Origin of the sequence: Algoriphagus winogradskyi (assembly GCF_900182815.1) — a bacterium.
Lineage (GTDB): Bacteria > Bacteroidota > Bacteroidia > Cytophagales > Cyclobacteriaceae > Algoriphagus > Algoriphagus winogradskyi.
Genome location: NZ_FXUA01000001.1, coordinates 522,514 through 540,504 on the forward strand (window position 1 = coordinate 522,514; position 17,991 = coordinate 540,504).

Below are 17,991 nucleotides of genomic sequence, written 5' to 3' on the forward strand. Positions count from 1 at the left end.
CTATGTACAAACCTATTTATCTGTCAGCCATACTTTGGATCTGCTTTACAGTTTCTTCTCTAGCCAATGACGGCTACAAACTATGGCTGGATTATCAGCCTATCAGCGATTCCCAATTAAAGTCTCAAGTCGAACCTTTGCTCTCTGGGGTTTACTTTTTCGGGGAAAATCCGACCTACGAAGCCATACGAAATGAGCTGAATCTAGCTTCCAAAAGTATGCTTGGCAAAAGTCCGATTTACACTAAAGAGCGATTGCAAAACACAAAGCTTTGGATAGGTACACGAGAGCAACTTTCGCAGGTCCTATCTCTTGATCAACAAACCGAAATCAAGGAATTAGGAACCGAAGGATACTGGAGAGGCCAAATAGAACTGGATGGAAAATCCTTTTATGCCATCGTGGGAAACCGCCCTATCGGAGCACTTTACGGTGTCTATAATTGGCTAAATTCTATTCAAAGTACAACTTTCGATAAGTCCATAGAAATAACTGACAGTCCGAAGATTAAACTTAGAATGTTAAACCATTGGGACAACTTGGATCGCACCGTAGAAAGAGGCTATGCAGGATTTTCTATTTGGGATTGGCATAAGCTTCCAGGCTACGTTGATCCACGCTATACTGACTATGCCAGAGCCAATGCATCTATCGGAATTAACGCAGTTTCGCTAACTAATGTGAATGCAAATGCCTTGATTTTGACCACCGATTTCATGAAAAAAGTGAAGGTGTTGGCAGATATTTTCAGACCATATGGCATCAAAGTTTTTCTTACCGCCCGATTCTCCGCACCGATTCAACTCGATGGTCTGAAGACAGCTGATCCATTGGATCCAGAAGTGATTGCTTTCTGGAAAAAGAAGACCGATGAGATCTATTCTTTTATTCCGGATTTTGGAGGATTTCTTGTTAAAGCAAATTCCGAAGGACAACCCGGTCCGCATGAATATGGAAGAAATCATGCCGAAGGAGCAAATATGCTGGCTGATGCACTAGCGCCTCACGGAGGAGTTTTAATATGGAGAGCTTTTGTCTATTCACACGAAGATGATGTGGACAGACACATGCAGGCAAATAATGAGTTTGAGCCTTTGGATGGAAAATTCAAAGACAATGTGATCATTCAAATCAAAAACGGCGCGATAGATTTCCAACCGCGAGAGCCTGTTCACCCACTTTATGGTGCGATTAACAAAACCAATGTAGGCATGGAATTCCAGATCACTCAGGAATACTTGGGTCAAGCTACCAATCTTGTGTACCTCGCTCCTATGTGGGAAGAAGTGCTCAAAACGAAAACCTTTCGCCCAACTCCTAACTCGACAATTGCAAGTATATTGGAAGGAAAAGAAAGCGGTCAGAAACTGACCTTAATCGCTGGAGTTTCCAATATTGGAACAGATCGAAACTGGACTGGTCATTTATTTGGACAGTCAAACTGGTATGCTTTTGGACGACAGGCGTGGGATCCAAATCTGGAATCCAAGCAAATCGCAGATGAATGGATCAAACTGACATTTGGCACAAACCCCGATGTGCTGTCAAAAATTGAAGATATCATGCTTTCGTCTCATGAAGCAGCTGTGGATTATATGACTCCTCTTGGTTTGCACCATATTATGGGCAGAAGCCATCATTATGGACCTGGACCTTGGGTGATGGGCGGCAGAGCTGATTGGACTGCCCCATATTATCATAATGCCGATAGCTTGGGAATTGGATTTGACAGAACCACTGCCGGAAGTGGAGCCCTTGATCAATACGCTCCTGAGGTCGCTAAAGCATGGTCAGATCCACATCAGATCCCTGAGAAATACTTGCTGTGGTTCCACCATGTGCCTTGGGATTTTAAACTCAAAGACGGAAACACACTTTGGGAAGGAATCGCCTATCACTACGACAGAGGGGTAAAAAAAGTAAGGAAAATGCAGGAAATTTGGGCAAGTCTGGAATCGGAAATTGATCCTGCTGAGTTTGAACATGTGCGACAACTTTTGGAAGTTCAGAAAGAGGAAGCTGAATGGTGGAGAAACGCTTGCTTGCTATACTTCCAAACCTTCTCTAACCGTCCATTTCCAACTGACATAGAGCAACCTGAGGGAGATTTGGAATATTACAAAAGTCTTCAATTTCCAAATGCTCCGGGGATATAGAATTTGAAATTATTCATTTGAGATTTGAAATTTCCTCGGAAATAGGCACTAATCGTTAACTAGTTCGGTTAATTTCAAATCTCAAACTTCAAATTTATGAATGATTACACCATACCCGCCGCCACCCGCATAGGTCATATTCATCTTAAGGTTTCCGATCTTCAACGTTCTCTTGATTTCTATCAGGGTTTGCTAGGCTTTGAATTGGTAACTATGTATGGACAGGATGCCGCATTTATTTCCGCAGGTGGATATCACCATCATATTGGACTGAATACTTGGCAGAGTAAAGGTGGAAAACCCGCTCCGAAGAACACGGCGGGACTTTTTCATACGGCTATTTTGCTACCAACAAGACGGGATCTTGCTGTTCTTTTGAAAAGACTACTCGATGAAAAGTATCCGCTAACAGGTGCTGCTGATCACGGCGTTTCTGAAGCAATTTATCTTGACGACCCAGATGAAAATGGCGTGGAATTGTATTGGGATAGGCCTCGTGAAGAATGGCCATTGAATCCAGATGGAAGTATTCAGATGTACACCAGACAATTGGATATTAACGGATTACTAGCCGAAATTTAACCCTTTGAATAAGGGTCAATAAAACGACTCCCAATCCAAGCTACGATCAGCTTAATGACTTCCTCCCTATCCAAATCATTGATCAATTCATGAAATCCTCCTGGAAAAACTTTTAGCGTTTTATCTGCTGAAGTAGCTTTTTCATAGAGCAATTCTGAACCCTTTGGATTAGTAAGCCCATCATCAGAACCGTGGATTAGTAAAACTGGCAATTTGAATTTTGAGGCGTTTGCTTGAATAAAACGCATCATTTGAAGCAGTTCATATCCGGTTCTCGCTGGTACAGCATCTGTGTAAACCAATGGATCGTTCAAATACTTTTCTACTTCCGCAGGAATTCTGGAAATTTTTTGGGCGTCGAGTTTCAGCGCTTTCAATTTGGGAAAGTACTTGCTGATCACACTAGACATAGCAATCAGGGTTTTAGAGGTGCCCTCTGCTTCTTTTATCGCAGGGGAACTCAATATTACTCCTTTTGTATCTGGATTGTATTTTAGGACATAAGCCGCCACCAATCCTCCGCCCATACTATGCCCATAAATGAAGGCAGGAACTCCAGGCACGTAGCTTTTCACCTTTCCAAAAAGGGAATCTATGTCTCTCAAATAATCTTCATAGGATTCAAAAAAGGCTGTGGGATCACCTTTCACAGATTTTCCATGCCCTCTTCCATCAAAAGTAAAAACCGAAACACCTGACGCATGCAATTTTTCCACTAGATGCAAATACCTCGAACTATGCTCTCCTAAACCATGAACTAGCAATAAGGAAGCCTTGGGAACGTCTACCATCCAAGCCTGGAGATAAAGTTCTATGCCATCATGGGTTTTGTAGGTAGTTTCGAGATGTTTCATGAAAGTAATATAAGGTTTGGATTGATAAGTTGCACAGAAAATCGAGAGCTAAAAAATCGCTTTCATTTCCTGTCCCAAAACCCTGATATGATTAGCAAAACTTAACTAAAGATTAATCTCAATGCAATATCATTTTCTTAAATTGAGCTAACTATTAAAAGGTAGATTCTCTACCTATTTTTCAAACCAACAAAATTTCAAAACGATGAAAAAGATATTATTCCTAACCGGAGATTTTGCTGAAGATTATGAAACTATGGTTCCAGTACAAATGCTGGAAATGGTAGGCTATGAAGTTCATTCTGTTTGTCCCGGAAAGAAAAAAGGCGAAACCATCAAAACGGCGATTCATGACTTTGAAGGAGATCTGACTTACACCGAAAAGCCAGGCCACAACTTTATGCTGAGCTATTCTTTTGATCAAGTTGACGTGGATGACTATGTAGGCCTGGCAATCGCAGGTGGACGCGCACCGGAATACTTGAGATTGAACAAGAAACTTCTTGAGATCGTGAAGCACTTCTTTGACACCAACAAACCGGTAGCAGCAGTTTGTCATGGTATCCAGATTTTAACGGCGGCGGGAGTTGTAAAAGGTAGAAAGCTGACTGCATATCCAGCTGTAGGCCCTGAGGTAACTATCGCTGGTGGAGAGTTTCAGGATATTCCAGCCACAGATGCTTATGTAGATGGCAACCTAGTAACATCCCCAGCTTGGCCAGGTCATCCAGCCTGGATTAGGGAGTTCCTAAAAGTATTGGGTGCAAAGATTGAGATTTGATAATATGTTTGGTGTCGGATGTCCGATCCTTTACTACTCATAAAAATCATGAGCCCTTTCAGGATTATCCAGAAAGGGCTTTTTCATTCTATTTCATATGTAACGAATTTAATTATTGAGCAATTTGTCACACTATGCCTACTGTCCTTAGAGAAAATGGATATCGATTTTTCTTCTACAGCAATGAACATTTGCCGAAACATACTCATGTGGAAAAGTCAGGTTTTCAGAAATCCGTATATAAATTGAATTAAACGTTCTACTAATTGATCAAAAATGGGATGAGTACTTTAACTAAATTCAAATCAAACCAAGCATCTAGCCTTTCCTTTTCCGAAAGCAAAATGAAAATTAGTATGGAAGATGGAAGAGAAATAAGTATTCCATTAGAATGGTTTCCTACTCTCAAAAATGCCTCCGACGCAGAATTAAATAACTGGCGATTTATTGGTGATGGAGAGGGAATTCACTGGGAAGATCTAGATGAAGACTTATTGATAAGTGAATTGATTTCCTAAAATTCTACTAGATATAAAAAAGCCAAGAATCAAAACCAATCAGGTCTCGATTCTTGGCTCTCATGTCTTGATTCTCCGACTTTAGACTTTAGATTTTTCACTTTAGACTTTTTACGGTATCCACTTATTCTTCCCAAAATCAGGCTTTCTCTTCTCCAAAAAGGCATTTCTACCTTCTTTAGCTTCCTCTGTTCCGTAGGCCAAGCGCGTTGCTTCTCCAGCAAAAACCTGCTGGCCAACCATGCCGTCATCAGTCAGGTTCATCGCAAACTTCAGCATTTTGATTGAAGTTGGAGACTTGGCTAAAATCTCCTTAGCCCACTCATAAGCCGTTGATTCTAATTCAGCATGCGGAATGACTGCATTCACCATTCCCATTTCGTAGGCTTCCTGAGCGGAATAATTTCTACCTAAAAAGAATATTTCACGTGCTTTCTTCTGTCCAACCATCTTTGCCAAATAAGCAGAACCATATCCCCCATCAAAGCTTGTCACATCTGCATCTGTTTGCTTGAAGATCGCATGCTCCTTGCTTGCCAAAGTGAGATCACAAACTACATGGAGAGAATGTCCACCACCTACTGCCCATCCTGGAACTACGGCGATCACAACCTTCGGCATAAAACGGATCAAACGCTGTACCTCCAAAATATTCAATCGATGGTAACCATCTTCACCGACATAGCCTTGCTTTCCTCTAGCTTTCTGATCACCGCCAGAGCAAAATGCCCAACCTCCGTCTTTTGCTGAAGGACCTTCTCCACTCAGTAAAACTACTCCAATCGAAGTATCTTCTTGCGCATCGTAAAATGCATCATATAATTCGGCAGTAGTTTTTGGTCGAAAAGCATTTCTAACCTCAGGACGATTGAAGGCAATCCTAGCTACGCCATCGCATTTCTTATAGGTGATATCTTCGTATTCTTTTGCTGTGATCCAGTTCATATCTTTCGATTTGGGTAAAAATCTAATTCTTTTGCAAGATAGCAGGCTTCCCTGAATTTTGAAGCCAGGATTACTACCTTCGGAAAAACCACTATAATCTCACATGTTTCAACTTAGTTTCGGCAGTCATACTTATCAGAAAAAAGAGGATTTCGACCAAGAATTTACTGATTTACCTGACTTTGCGATAGGTGCATTGAAATTCTGTAATGACTGGTTTTCGGAGAAAGAAAGCTTTGTACAGCAGACTTCAGGGTCAACTGGAATACCAAAGAAAATTGAGATTACAAGAGCTCAGATGATTGCAAGTGCAAAAGGGACGCAAGCTTTCTTTCAAACAGATCAGAGCACCAAACTCCTTTGCTGCCTAGATCCTACCTATATCGCTGGTAAGATGATGCTCGTTCGTGCTATGGTCTGGGATTGTCAAATTGAGTTAACTGAACCTAAGTCAAATCCTCTTTCGGAAATTGTAACTATACCCGATTTTGTTGCGATGGTTCCCCTTCAAGTTGATGCATGCCTTCGAGAAAAATCTTCGCTTGAGAAGCTGAGAGCTGTAAAAAACTTACTAATTGGCGGCGCTCCTGTTGGTTTTTCTTTGAAAGATGAACTGGTTAAAAACGGCATTGAAGCTTACCAAACCTATGGTATGACGGAAACCGTATCTCACATCGCTGTAGCAAAAATCGAAAAAGGAGATTTGATTTATCGCGTTCTTCCAGGAGTTGAATTTGGAGTAGATGAAAGAAATGCCCTATGGGTAAAATCGGCTTCGAGTAACAATGAATTAGTCAAGACAAATGATTTGGTCGAGCTAATCCATCAAAACTCTTTTAAATGGCTAGGAAGAGCTGACTTTGTCGTCAACTCAGGCGGAGTCAAGCTTCATCCAGAACTATTGGAATCAAAAGCTGAAAGTACCATTCATAACTTCTATCCAACTGCTTCATTTTTCTTTTTTGGAATGAAAGATGTAAGACTAGGTGAAAAATTATGTTTGGCAGTAGAGTCAACTAATATCAACAAGGAAGTAAGTCAGCAACTTCTAAAAGCGCTAAAGAAAGTCATGAACAAATATGAAATCCCGAAAAACACTTTTGTCATCTCCTCGTTTTCAAGAACGAACACAGGGAAAATAAACAGACCTAAAACCATAGAAAATTTATGAAGCTGGCAATTCTAAGCCTATTCTTTCTTTTCAATTTCAATCCATGCCAAAAAGAATATGGTACGATTGAGTTGGTAATTTCTGAAACGTCAAATGATGAAGGTGTCATTCAGCTGCTCATTTTTAACCAAGAAAAAGGCTGGCCAGAGTCTTTGGATGATGCCTGGAAAATAGTGACTCTTCAACTCAAGAACGGAACAGCTAAGCAAACTATCCCTAATGTACCCGCTGGAAACTATGCGATAACAGTTTTTCATGACCATGACGAAGATGGGAAAATCAGGAAAAACAAGATCGGCTACCCCATAGACCCTTTTGGCTTTTCTAATAATCCAAGCTTGCTTTTTGGAGTTCCTTCTTTTGAAAAATGTAATCAGAAAGTTACGGCAAGTAAGACCACCCGGTTCGAAATTGATCTACGCTAAATCTTTTTTAATCTAAAAGACCTACTTTTGCAGTGATGAAATCGAGCATTACGAAGAAAATCGCATGCAGGTAGACATACCCATCTTGCGAGATTCCATGTGCCCTAAAAAATCAAATTATTAACACATGAAAAAGAGTAACGACCACACTAGCGGAGTTGTAATTGAATTTGATTCAGGAGTAATTCCGCCACCATATAGTCATGTGTATAGATTGTCCTTGGACTGGAGCACATCTGAATTAATCGCAGAATTAGAGCTACACTATACTGATAGAGAGGACTTGACCGAAGATGAGATTCTAGATGAAGGATTTACTGCTAATGATGATTTCAGCTTTAAGGGCAAACTTGATTATGTCTGGAAAAAAGTAGTTTCAATAGAATTCGAAAAAACTAAGTGGAGCGGAAGGCATCTAGAAGAAGGCGGGATCGTTCTTTCAGCATTAGAAAACGGTAAACCTGGCCCATCAAAAGCTCCTGTTGAGCAGGAAGCCTGGCAAATGCTTGCTCAGGATGTGATTCAGGCTATTTACGAGACTTCTAAGAAGGAAGCTCCTTTGACAGTGAATTACCGTCAAGTGACCAACGAAGGAAGTAATGATTGCTCAATTACCATGAATTTCTCCACTCGTGAGGCAGTATTCACGCTGAAAAATGAATCCAGAACAATCAACTGGGAATATGCCGTTCAATTACTGAAACTCGTCTTTTCTCCAGACTACAACTATGAGATAGCAAAAGAAACTGCTGGAACAAAACGAGGTGAATACATCGAATGCGGAGATGGGTATTGGCATGAGTTAGGAAAAGGGGTTATCAACATTGACAACTCATTTGATGCTGTTGGAAGAATAAAAGATGGATTTGAAAACCTGATAGAGGAATAAAAACATTCTTCAAATTGCATTTAAAAGCCTGATTCGTTTAACTTTAGCTAAACAGAATCAGGTTTTTTTATGGAAAAGAATAAAATTTTTCTCAGCCACAGACATTCCGACACACAAAGTGATTGTCATCGAATCAGGGAAACGCTAGAACAAGAATTTGGTGAAGATGCTGTTTTCTTAGATATAGAAAATCTTGAGCCTGGAATTCGCTTCGCCGACGCGATAGATAAAGCACTAAAGGAAAGCAAAGTCGTGCTGGTGGCCATAGGCCCAGACTGGTTTGGTGATCCTGACGAAAATGGAGTTACCAGACTTTTTCAAGAAAAAGACTGGGTCAGAAGAGAAGTAAGTGCTGCACTTGCGAAACCGGATACCCGAGTGATTCCTTTGTTGCTGAAGGGTGCTTCTAGGCCCACTGCGGATCAGTTGCCTGATGAACTAAAAGAACTTGCAGACTTACAAACTTTTGAAATATCAATCACCCGATGGAAATATGATTTGGGAGTGCTAGTGGAAGCACTTGCGAAACTTATCCCTAGAAAGAAGAAACCTGCTGGTCCATTCCCATACAATCCTACCCCAATTCCAAGACCTAAGAAAAGCTGGTGGGGAAGAAATTACCTTTGGGTACTTGGGATTTTTGTAGTGCTGATGATTGTAATGATCAGCAGTGAGGAGTTTCAAGATGGATATCAAGATGGACTTAATGGTTCAGAAACTGTTTATGATGATGAATTTTTGGATGAACCAGAGGAATCACTAACGAGTATATATGTGATATATACTGGAGATGATTATGGTTGTGCATTAGATCTGAAAATAAATATTGGAGGCAAAATATTCACTCCTGTGGGAAATGAATATTTGATTTCAGGATTAAAACAAGGCACTCAACCCTATTCTATAACTGGAATAATTGGCTGTCCAAATCAAGGAACATGTACTGCGAATGGCTCTGGGAATTTGGAAATTATTCCTAATGGAAATTACTATGTAAGTTGGAATACAACAGAAGTAGGCAATTGTGCTATTAAACTATCCATGCACTAGTTTCTCCGAGATTCTCTTTCAAAACCTTAGAATATTTATTTAACGCTTATCCTTTTAGCGTCCTGAGGTCTGCCCGAATATCTGAGATCATTTCTCCAAGGTCTTCCAAACTTAATGGCTTTTTCTTGTCACCAGGATTTGGAAAATCAGTACTGATAAAGGCCTTCGCTTCCCATACTTCGACAACATCCTCACCTTTCACCTCGTAGGGTTTGTACTGCTCATTGTCAGAAACCAAGAATAGTTTGCCATTATCGCTCAGGTAATTGAACACGCGCTTATAGACTACACCTTCTGTATCTGTCACGAGCACATAGGTTTTGCCACTTTTGATATCTTTCAACTGGTCGACATACGCACCGATAACTATGGTGCCTGAAGTCAAAGGAAGCATGGAATCTCCCGCTAGCTCAAACGCACGATAGGTAGCCTGCTTAGATAATGTAGGAATCTGGAACTGAGGCAAACTCTCCATGTATTCCGTATCGGCAAATCCATTTAGATACCCAGCTGATGCCTTCTGCCCTACCAGCGTGATATTCTCTTTTTCGTCTTCGTCACATGCAATCGTCAAAATATTGATTCCTCGCTTCTGTATTGCCTTTCTCCCCAGACTCTCAATATCATGATTTAGAAGCTCTTCCATTCCCACCTCCAAGATGTCACATAGCTTTCCAAGCGTCAATAACTTTGGTTCAGACCTCCCATCTTCATAGGCTGAGATCATAGTACGCTGCACATCTAATTGATCTGCCAACTCATTTTGGGTGATACCTTTTTGCTTTCGCAAAAACCGGAGGTTGGAAGCAAGGTTTTTCATGCTGAGTACAAATAAAAGTTATGATCTTCTGGACTAGCCGGAATTGGGAAAAATGGGTTCATGTTCATCGCAGCACTTCTTCTGCGCTCCATACGCTGTTTGATCTCTTCAATGATTTCCCCAACAGGCTTTGGACCATTCACAAGCAAATAGCCGTACTGTGGTTTAGCCTCGTCTTCAATAAAAAATTTCACTTGGCAATTTCCTGAAGCCAAAGTCTTGGTAGTGATGCTGATCTTCTCTTGATTTTCCATAGTAGATTCTTTTAACATCAGCTAAGATATAAATGTTGCTTTTATAAACATAAAGATGATTGAAAAATAAACATTTTACTCCGACGTAAATTGTCAATTATGTTTTCCACCCTGAGAAAAGCAATAAAACACCTAGAACATATCAGCTTTTTCTTTGAAAACCCATGTATATAAATATATTATTTACTACTCAATAGAGCATTTGACCGCTTAGCCAATTATCGCTCTTTATCCTGAACAATAGTTCGTTCATTTGGCTTAAAGTCTTTGACTAAAATACCACCAAAAAATCTCTCTATGAATGGGAGACCAGCTTTTTTTAAAGCATCCAACTAACCTACACCAATGAAATCCTACCTCTGTCTATTCCTATTATTTTTAATTGCTGTACCCAAACTTTCAGCCCAAACTTATTCGATAAAAGGAAGAGTAAAACAAGCTGGTACAGAAATCACAATTCCAAACGCCACCATTTTACTTCAAAATTTACCTGATTCCATTCAGGTAGATGGAATGATTTCAGATTTGGATGGTGAGTTTGAGATTACAAATGTGAAGAATGGGGAATACTTGCTGAAGATTCAATATTTAGGCTACGAGAACCTTTATAAGTCTATCAATGTCACTCAGGATATTGATATAGGTGTATTAGGCCTAAAGGAAGAAGCTACTGCATTGGATGAGGTGACGATCAGCGCTAGAAGATCCCAAGGAGAACAAAAAGGAGACACTACGCTTTTTAATGCTGATGCGTTCAAAACTATGAAAGACGCTAGTGCTCAGACATTAATTGAAAAACTCCCTGGTGTAATTTCACAAGATGGTTCCTTGCAAGCGCAGGGTGAGGCAATCACTCAAGTATTGGTGGATGGGAAGCCATTTTTTGGTGGAGATGTGACAACGGCACTGCAAAATCTTCCTGCAGAAGTAATCCAGGGAATTGAGATTTTTGATCAAAAAAGTGATAAAGCTCTTCTAAGTGGGTTTGATGATGGTGAACGTATGAAAACCATTAACATTATCACTAAACCAAATCGTAGAAAAGGAATATTTGGAAAAACTACTGCAGGATATGGAACTGACGATCGTTATTTAGCAGGGGCAAGCGTTAATTCGTTTAACGAAGACCAGCGAATTACTATCACAGGACTTAGTAATAACATCAACGTCTTGGACTACTCCAGTGATGCAAATATTCAGAGCAACAACCGTCCTCAAAATGGCATAGTCAATACCAATATCTTTGGAATCAACTATTCGGACAATTGGGGTGAAAAAATAAAAATCAGTGGCAGCTATCAATACAACAACCGTAAAAACACGAATGAATCAAGTCTAATCAGAGAATATGTTACCAGTTCTAATTCTGGCCAAATCTATACAGAAGATAGTCGAGAAACCCGAACTAGACAGGATCACCGCTTCGACATGAGATTGGAATATAACATCAACGAAAATAATAGAATCTTATATCGTCCTAGATTTTCAGCAAGTTTTGAAAAAGAAAACTCTGGTTTTTTTGGGGAAAGTGTAAATGCTGAGGGGCCTCTTAACCAGACTGAAAATATTCGGTCAGCAGACAATGAAGATTATGACATGTTCCATAGATTGTTTTACAGTCATAAATTCAATAAGGAAGGTAGGACAATAACCCTTAGTGCAAATACTGGTAGTCATGGGAACAATGATAACGCATTTCGAACGGCTACAAACATTTATTTTCAACCTGATGAGCGGACCGAAATTATTAATCAGAACATCACACGTGACCGCTCTGGCTACGATTGGGAAACAGGAATTTCTTATACCGAACCATTAGGAAAAAATGGTCAGATGGAGCTGGAATACGAAATCGGCAATAGATTTAACGATTCTGATCAATTGACTTTTGATATTTTGAATGATGATATCAGTAACCCTAATTTAGAACTCGACACCGCTTTAAGTAATTCATTTGAAAGTAAATACCTTAGACATGAAGTTGAGCTTGGGTATCAATATCAATTGGAGAAATTGAAATTTCAGGCAGAATTGGAATATCAGAATGCAAACCTTAAAAATGATCAACTATTCCCTGCCGTAGGAACAATAGATCGGACCTTCCAAAGCTTCATGCCTACCATCAGATTTGATTATACCATATCATCCACTACAAACTTTGAGATTGATTATGATACTGATGTGGATGCACCGTCGGTGGGTCAATTGCAAAACGTAATAGATAACTCTAATCCACTGCAATTACGAACAGGTAACCCAAACTTAGACCAGTCCTATTCCAATAGAATAAGGTTTAGATTTCGTAGCAACAACCCAGAAAACGACCGTTCATGGTTTGTTTTTGCCCAGTATAATCTGACAGAAAACGCCGTTTCCAATAGTACATTTACAGCTGAGGAAGCTACTGAATTGCCAGGCGGGATTATCCTGGAAAAAGGTTCTCAGCTTTTCAGGCCAGTAAATTTAGATGGGTATAAAGACTTTAGATCTTGGGTGAGTTATGGTATTCCCCTTGACTTCGTCAAGTCCAACTTTAATATCAACGGAGGATTTAGCAGCACGAAAAGGCCTGGAATGGTTAACAACCAAATAAGCTTCAATAACTCTCAAAGGATCAGTACAGGTATATCGCTAAGTAGTAATATTTCAGATCAGATAGACTTTAATATCTCCACACGTTTTTCCTTTAATAATGTGGAAAACACGCTAAACGAAAGCCTTAATAACGACTTCTACAACCAGCGCTCAAGGTTAAACTTAAGCTGGATTATTTGGGAGGGTTTTATCTACAGACTGGATGTAAACCATCAATTGAACTCCGGCCTCTCTGAAGGATTTGATGCGAATGTAGTATTGATGAATATGAGTTTAGGTAAAAAAGTTTTTGCTAACCAGCGCGGAGAAATTTCTTTAAATGCTTATGATATACTTGGACAAAACAGAAGTGTGTATAGAAATGTCACTGACGCATTTGTGGAAGATGGCCAAAACAATGTGATGCAACGCTACTTCATGTTGTCCTTCACTTATAATATCCGCCATTTCAATAAAGGAACGGATATGGATGACTACAAAGAACTGTATAATAATTAATAGAAAGGCCTGATGGATACAAATTCATCAGGCCTTCTTTTTCTAATTTACGCTAAAAGAGATTCACATTCCTCTATACAACTTCTGCAAGCCTCTGCGCATTGTCTACAACTGTCATGTGTATGCTTTTCACACTCCCGGGCGCAATTATAACAAGCATCGACACATTGCTGAAGATAAATAGCGGTATCGAGAGAACTTTTGTTTGTTGATGCAATACAGTCTTTGCAGGCATCTATACATCGTTCGCAGTACTTGATACAATCTTGCATCCCAGGCCGATTACTACATGATTCAATACAGATAGTACAAGATTCTATACAGCTTTCAAATGTCACAATAGCATTGTTTTTAATCATCGTTACTGAGCTCATAAGAATATATTTTTTGGTTTAAGAAATGAATTACCTAGGTTTTTTTGGTTTAAGAAATGAATTACCTAGGTCACCTAATGGAAATCAAAGCTTAATTGAGTCCTAGATTCTTAGATAAATCATGTTGGTTTTATCCTTTAGGAATTTCAAAAAACCTGCCATATAAAAACAGCTCATATAAGCTATTAACATAGATTTTTAAGGTAGGACCATTCACTATTATCCTTAGTTGAGGTAGAATATTCTCAATTTGTTGAGTTGGGTAACATGAAAATTCGTCCAATAAAAAGGAATCCCCGAAACTTTCTTGAATGAATTTCAATTTGCTTACTAACTATTAAGCAATCACCTATTTTGAAAATGAACCTACCCTATTCTATACTTGACCTTGCGATCATTCGAGAGGATTACGATGCCAAAGATGCCTACCTAAGAAGTTTACAAGTGGCTCAGAAAGCGGAGGAACTTGGCTATACCCGCATGTGGCTCGCTGAGCATCACAACATGGCCAACGTCGGCAGCTCCTCTCCTCAGGTATTGATTGGCTATTTAGCAAATGGAACTTCAAAAATCCGTCTGGGATCCGGAGGAATTATGCTTCCCAATCACAGCCCACTGATTATTGCCGAGCAGTTTGGTACACTAGCGACACTTTATCCTAACCGAATTGATCTAGGACTTGGAAGAGCTCCAGGAACCGATCAGACGACAGCGACAGCTTTGCGAAGAGGGCGACATGAGTCTGTGCAGGAATTCCCAAACGACCTGGATGATTTGAGACGCTATTTTTCAGAGGAAAATATGGATTCGAAAGTTCGAGCCTTTCCCGCAGAAGGAATAGACGTTCCTATTTATCTCTTGGGCTCAAGTATGAGTAGTGCAGTATTAGCTTCGCAAAAAGGATTACCCTACGCATTTGCAAGCCACTTCGCACCAGGCTACCTAATCAACGCGTCAAAATACTATAGAGAAAACTTCCAGCCCTCTGAGTCCTCTCAGAAGCCCTATTTCATTTCTTGTGTAAATGTAATCGCTGCGGACACTGACGAGGAAGCTCACTACTTGGCCACTTCGTTTTATCAAACTGCTTTGGGAATTATCCGAGGAAAATCATATCCTATGAAAAAGCCTGTGAAAAGTATGGAAGGAATCTGGTCAGAACCAGAAGCTGCTGCAATTCAGAATATGATGGCTTGTACTTTTATTGGAACAAAAGAATCCCTCAAACCACAATTTGAAAGCTTCTTCAAACAAGTGGAAGTCGATGAGTTGATGGTGTCTACCAACATTTACGAGCCCGCAAAAAGGTTAAGATCATTGGAAATCACTGCAGAAGTTTTAGGATAAAATAAAAGGGGATCGAATCCCCTTTTATTTTTTATTCATCTGCTAAACTATCGACTGGATTTCCTAAAGCTGCTTTTACAGATCGGTAACCAACTGTAGTGGCAGTGATCAAAAGTGAAACTGCAATGACCAACACATAGAGGCCTAAAGGAACAGATGTCTGATAGGCGAAATTTTGCAGCCATTGATTTGTGAAGTAATAGCCAAGGGGAACTGCTATCGCAAATGCTATGAATACAAGTAAAATGAATTCCTTCGAAAGCAAGAAAGTTATTTGCGGAATAGAAGCACCAAGCACTTTTCTGATTCCTATTTCCTTTAGCTTCTGACCCACCATAAATGAGATCAAACCATATAATCCGATGGATGAAATTATGATTGAAAGTACTGCAAAGACTTTATAAACCAGCGCCAATTGATTTTCCCTCTGGTAGAAATTCGCAATAGTTTCATCTAGAAATTTCCCCGAATAGATCGCGTCTGGATAGATAGCCTTGAACTCATTTTCAATACTCGTGAGCGTTTCCTTACCTGCATTTTTATCTAGTTTCAATCCTACAACTTCATATTGAGACTTTTCGGTGGCAATGATAAAAGGTTTGATTTCCTCTCTCAGGGAGTTTTGTGCAAAGTCCTTAACCACGCCGGTAATCGTCATCCAAGGTCCACCTCCACCGATAGTGATCGTCTTGCCAACTGCATCTTGAGGATTCGTTAGATTGAGCTTCTTAGCCATGGTTTCATTAATTACTGCCTCCTTTAGGGTATCGCTTTCTGAAAAACCATTACCCGCTAAAAACTGTAAACCAAAATTCTCGAAATAATCAGCATCTCCATACTTCAGGAAAGTCATGAATTGCACATCTTCTCTTTTTCCATCAAACCAAAAATTAGAAGCCCAGTTATTATTGGAGGAAGGGACATCACTTGAAATAGTGACGCTTTTGATTTGAGAATTCGACTCCAAACGCTGCTTCAGCACATCCAACCTACCGTCTTTTGACTCCTCTGAAGGTAGGTCAAAGTAGTAAACAGCTTCCTTCGAAAAACCTAAATCAGCATCCTGAATCTCTGTCATTTGCTTGACTGCGATCACCGTCGCAATCATCAGCACCTGCGCAATCACAAATTGCAATACGACTAAACTCCTTCGTAATGAAACCCCGCCTATTTGAGCCACTTGAATCTTGTTTTTCAATGCCTGAATTGGCTGAAAACCGGAAAGAATCAATGCTGGGTATAGTCCTGAAAGAAAAGTGACACCCAAAATTATTGCCGTAGAAAACAAAAGAAATGTAGGAGTAATCAATTGAATAGACTCAGGCACTTCGGCTACTTTGCTGAGAAAAGGAAGCAAAATCGTCGCTGCCAGCGTAGAAATGACAGCCGAAATAAATACAACCATAAATGTTTCTCCAAAAGATTGTCCAATCACCTGCAACCTACTTCCTCCCATTACTTTCCTGATTCCAACTTCCTTACTTTTCCCTATTGCCTGAGCGGTAGATAGATTAACAAAGTTGATAGAAGCCATGATTAGAATAAAAACACCAATCAATCCAAGCGTATAAATTGTCTCTTTTCTAATCATATCGCCACTGATAGGGTCAAATCGAGTATCGAAGTGAATATCTCCCATCGCTTGTAGGAAAAAAGATTTCTTTGAAGTCCCGCGATCCTTGTAGTTCTTTTCTGCGAAAGCAAGTAATTGTTCGTTTACCTGCTCTTCAGACTCAGACTGTGGAAGCTTCAAATACAGTTGGAAATTACTTCCAAAACTTCCCCACTCATCAAAGTAAATATTAAAAACCTCCTCGTTACTTTGTAGCGTTTGATACGAGGCAAGCATGTTAAACTTGAAATTGCTATTGTCAGGAATATCCGCCACAATACCTCCAACGCTTGCCTCCACGTTCTTGGATAAAAGAATAGACTTTCCAAAAGCATTTTCCCAGGTCCCAAAAAGTTTCTTCGCTTCAGTTTCTGTCAGGACCACTTGCCCAGGTTGATCTAAGGCTTTAAGATCACCCGCTAAAACTTTCACATCGAAAAGCGACGAATAGTTACTAGTAGTGAAGAATGCATCCTCCACCATAAAATTATTCTCTCCATTGCTAGTGACTGCATTGTCAATGGTGACAAATACATAGGAAGTCATTACTGGGACAACATTGTCAACGCCTAATAAGTCATTTTTCAATGCTTCGGGCATAGGTGGAGAAACACCAGGAGTATAACTAATACCATCTTGATAATCATCCTGAGTAACCACACGGTATACCCGATCAGAGTTGGATTGAAAATTATCGTAGCTGAGTTCGTAGCTAACGACAGTGAAAAGCAAAAAAGCAGCTGTAATTCCCAGCGTCAATCCAAAGATGTTGATCAAGGTCACACGCTTACCTTTTACAAGGTTACGCCAAGCGATTTTAGAGTAAATTTTCCACATAGTTTAAATGTTATAAATTCTGAAAAAGCAGGAGAATCAACTATCCGCCGACGTGAGTGTCCCCACTCACGTCATATAAGAATAGTAAGAATCCCTTGAGCGAAGATTAAACCAAAAAAAAGTAGCTCAAAAAGCTCTAAACAATGATTTTGAAATATCACGCCCAAATACCCCGAACAATTTTGTTCGCTTTCGGGCGAAGATGAATTTTTTCAAATCAGTAAAAAGTGCCGAATTGAATCGACAATTATCTCCTGATTTTGGCTTTTATATTCGACAAAAA

Annotated in this window: 17 protein-coding genes; 11 read left to right on the top strand and 6 right to left on the bottom strand. The window is 39.8% G+C overall.

Annotated features, from left to right (window positions below; genetic code table 11):
• The first annotated feature begins 2 nt into the window (after positions 1-2).
• On the top strand, positions 3-2,156 hold the full coding sequence (locus tag QOL76_RS02275) for an alpha-glucuronidase family glycosyl hydrolase (RefSeq protein ID WP_283411400.1): 2,154 nt from the start codon (positions 3-5) through the stop codon (positions 2,154-2,156).
• 96 nt (positions 2,157-2,252) lie between these two features.
• Entirely contained in the window at positions 2,253-2,738 is a 486-nt protein-coding gene (locus QOL76_RS02280; protein WP_283411401.1) for a VOC family protein, read from the top strand.
• On the opposite strand, the gene QOL76_RS02285 is transcribed toward QOL76_RS02280, so the two are convergent.
• Positions 2,735-3,592 (bottom strand): alpha/beta hydrolase, encoded by an 858-nt coding sequence (locus QOL76_RS02285; protein ID WP_283411402.1) that lies wholly within the window; start codon positions 3,590-3,592, stop codon positions 2,735-2,737. The genes QOL76_RS02280 and QOL76_RS02285 overlap by 4 nt on opposite strands.
• 205 nt (positions 3,593-3,797) lie before the next feature.
• On the opposite strand from QOL76_RS02285, the gene QOL76_RS02290 reads away from it, so the two are divergent.
• The 3 genes from QOL76_RS02290 to QOL76_RS02300 all read left to right on the top strand — a co-directional run bounded on the left by QOL76_RS02290 (position 3,798) and on the right by QOL76_RS02300 (position 4,891).
• Complete coding sequence (locus tag QOL76_RS02290; RefSeq protein WP_283411403.1) at positions 3,798-4,373, top strand: DJ-1/PfpI family protein; 576 nt, start codon at positions 3,798-3,800, stop codon at positions 4,371-4,373.
• Positions 4,374-4,507: 134 nt separating this feature from the next.
• Positions 4,508-4,627, top strand: coding sequence for a DUF4160 domain-containing protein (locus QOL76_RS02295; RefSeq protein ID WP_283411404.1), 120 nt, complete (start codon positions 4,508-4,510; stop codon positions 4,625-4,627).
• Positions 4,628-4,654: 27 nt separating this feature from the next.
• Positions 4,655-4,891, top strand: a complete 237-nt coding sequence (locus tag QOL76_RS02300; RefSeq protein WP_283411405.1) for a DUF2442 domain-containing protein — start codon at positions 4,655-4,657, stop codon at positions 4,889-4,891.
• A 111-nt stretch (positions 4,892-5,002) separates the two neighbouring features.
• Here the strand turns inward: QOL76_RS02300 and QOL76_RS02305 are convergent, their stop codons facing one another.
• Complete coding sequence (locus QOL76_RS02305) at positions 5,003-5,836, bottom strand: 1,4-dihydroxy-2-naphthoyl-CoA synthase (protein WP_283411406.1); 834 nt, start codon at positions 5,834-5,836, stop codon at positions 5,003-5,005.
• 103 nt (positions 5,837-5,939) lie between these two features.
• Between QOL76_RS02305 and QOL76_RS02310 the strand changes: the two genes are divergently transcribed.
• From QOL76_RS02310 to QOL76_RS02325, 4 genes are all read left to right on the top strand, one after another.
• Positions 5,940-7,007, top strand: coding sequence for an AMP-binding protein (locus tag QOL76_RS02310; protein WP_283411407.1), 1,068 nt, complete (start codon positions 5,940-5,942; stop codon positions 7,005-7,007).
• Positions 7,004-7,432, top strand: coding sequence for a DUF2141 domain-containing protein (locus tag QOL76_RS02315; RefSeq protein ID WP_283411408.1), 429 nt, complete (start codon positions 7,004-7,006; stop codon positions 7,430-7,432). Before QOL76_RS02310 ends, QOL76_RS02315 begins: the two co-directional genes overlap by 4 nt.
• 127 nt (positions 7,433-7,559) lie before the next feature.
• On the top strand, positions 7,560-8,321 hold the full coding sequence (locus QOL76_RS02320; protein ID WP_283411409.1) for a hypothetical protein: 762 nt from the start codon (positions 7,560-7,562) through the stop codon (positions 8,319-8,321).
• A gap of 69 nt (positions 8,322-8,390) precedes the next feature.
• Complete coding sequence (locus QOL76_RS02325) at positions 8,391-9,371, top strand: toll/interleukin-1 receptor domain-containing protein (RefSeq protein WP_283411410.1); 981 nt, start codon at positions 8,391-8,393, stop codon at positions 9,369-9,371.
• A 46-nt stretch (positions 9,372-9,417) separates the two neighbouring features.
• On the opposite strand, the gene QOL76_RS02330 is transcribed toward QOL76_RS02325, so the two are convergent.
• Positions 9,418-10,191 carry an XRE family transcriptional regulator gene (locus tag QOL76_RS02330; RefSeq protein ID WP_283411411.1) on the bottom strand — a complete coding sequence of 258 codons (774 nt, stop codon included), beginning with the start codon at positions 10,189-10,191 and terminating at the stop codon, positions 9,418-9,420.
• Positions 10,188-10,445 (bottom strand): hypothetical protein, encoded by a 258-nt coding sequence (locus tag QOL76_RS02335; RefSeq protein ID WP_283411412.1) that lies wholly within the window; start codon positions 10,443-10,445, stop codon positions 10,188-10,190. The genes QOL76_RS02330 and QOL76_RS02335 overlap by 4 nt, the downstream gene beginning before the upstream one ends.
• Before the next feature lie 345 nt (positions 10,446-10,790).
• Here QOL76_RS02335 and QOL76_RS02340 point away from each other — a divergent pair, with 345 nt between their 5' ends.
• Positions 10,791-13,538: an outer membrane beta-barrel protein gene (locus tag QOL76_RS02340; protein WP_283411413.1), complete on the top strand. Its 2,748-nt coding sequence runs from the start codon at positions 10,791-10,793 to the stop codon at positions 13,536-13,538.
• A 47-nt stretch (positions 13,539-13,585) separates the two neighbouring features.
• Here the strand turns inward: QOL76_RS02340 and QOL76_RS21290 are convergent, their stop codons facing one another.
• On the bottom strand, positions 13,586-13,912 hold the full coding sequence (locus QOL76_RS21290) for a four-helix bundle copper-binding protein (protein ID WP_465251385.1): 327 nt from the start codon (positions 13,910-13,912) through the stop codon (positions 13,586-13,588).
• 360 nt (positions 13,913-14,272) lie between these two features.
• Here QOL76_RS21290 and QOL76_RS02345 point away from each other — a divergent pair, with 360 nt between their 5' ends.
• The gene (locus tag QOL76_RS02345; protein ID WP_283411414.1) at positions 14,273-15,259 is read left to right on the top strand and encodes an LLM class flavin-dependent oxidoreductase; all 987 of its coding nucleotides are present in this window, start codon (positions 14,273-14,275) and stop codon (positions 15,257-15,259) included.
• A gap of 31 nt (positions 15,260-15,290) precedes the next feature.
• Here QOL76_RS02345 and QOL76_RS02350 read toward each other — a convergent pair whose 3' ends face one another.
• Positions 15,291-17,708 carry an ABC transporter permease gene (locus QOL76_RS02350; RefSeq protein WP_283411415.1) on the bottom strand — a complete coding sequence of 806 codons (2,418 nt, stop codon included), beginning with the start codon at positions 17,706-17,708 and terminating at the stop codon, positions 15,291-15,293.
• Positions 17,709-17,991 lie beyond the last annotated feature (283 nt).

Coding starts and splice junctions, on each gene's coding strand:
- QOL76_RS02275 (WP_283411400.1), top strand. CDS start 3: ATGTACAAACCTATTTATCTGTCAGCCATACTTTGGATCTGCTTTACA.
- QOL76_RS02280 (WP_283411401.1), top strand. CDS start 2,253: ATGAATGATTACACCATACCCGCCGCCACCCGCATAGGTCATATTCAT.
- QOL76_RS02285 (WP_283411402.1), bottom strand. CDS start 3,592: ATGAAACATCTCGAAACTACCTACAAAACCCATGATGGCATAGAACTT.
- QOL76_RS02290 (WP_283411403.1), top strand. CDS start 3,798: ATGAAAAAGATATTATTCCTAACCGGAGATTTTGCTGAAGATTATGAA.
- QOL76_RS02295 (WP_283411404.1), top strand. CDS start 4,508: ATGCCTACTGTCCTTAGAGAAAATGGATATCGATTTTTCTTCTACAGC.
- QOL76_RS02300 (WP_283411405.1), top strand. CDS start 4,655: ATGAGTACTTTAACTAAATTCAAATCAAACCAAGCATCTAGCCTTTCC.
- QOL76_RS02305 (WP_283411406.1), bottom strand. CDS start 5,836: ATGAACTGGATCACAGCAAAAGAATACGAAGATATCACCTATAAGAAA.
- QOL76_RS02310 (WP_283411407.1), top strand. CDS start 5,940: ATGTTTCAACTTAGTTTCGGCAGTCATACTTATCAGAAAAAAGAGGAT.
- QOL76_RS02315 (WP_283411408.1), top strand. CDS start 7,004: ATGAAGCTGGCAATTCTAAGCCTATTCTTTCTTTTCAATTTCAATCCA.
- QOL76_RS02320 (WP_283411409.1), top strand. CDS start 7,560: ATGAAAAAGAGTAACGACCACACTAGCGGAGTTGTAATTGAATTTGAT.
- QOL76_RS02325 (WP_283411410.1), top strand. CDS start 8,391: ATGGAAAAGAATAAAATTTTTCTCAGCCACAGACATTCCGACACACAA.
- QOL76_RS02330 (WP_283411411.1), bottom strand. CDS start 10,191: ATGAAAAACCTTGCTTCCAACCTCCGGTTTTTGCGAAAGCAAAAAGGT.
- QOL76_RS02335 (WP_283411412.1), bottom strand. CDS start 10,445: ATGGAAAATCAAGAGAAGATCAGCATCACTACCAAGACTTTGGCTTCA.
- QOL76_RS02340 (WP_283411413.1), top strand. CDS start 10,791: ATGAAATCCTACCTCTGTCTATTCCTATTATTTTTAATTGCTGTACCC.
- QOL76_RS21290 (WP_465251385.1), bottom strand. CDS start 13,912: ATGAGCTCAGTAACGATGATTAAAAACAATGCTATTGTGACATTTGAA.
- QOL76_RS02345 (WP_283411414.1), top strand. CDS start 14,273: ATGAACCTACCCTATTCTATACTTGACCTTGCGATCATTCGAGAGGAT.
- QOL76_RS02350 (WP_283411415.1), bottom strand. CDS start 17,708: ATGTGGAAAATTTACTCTAAAATCGCTTGGCGTAACCTTGTAAAAGGT.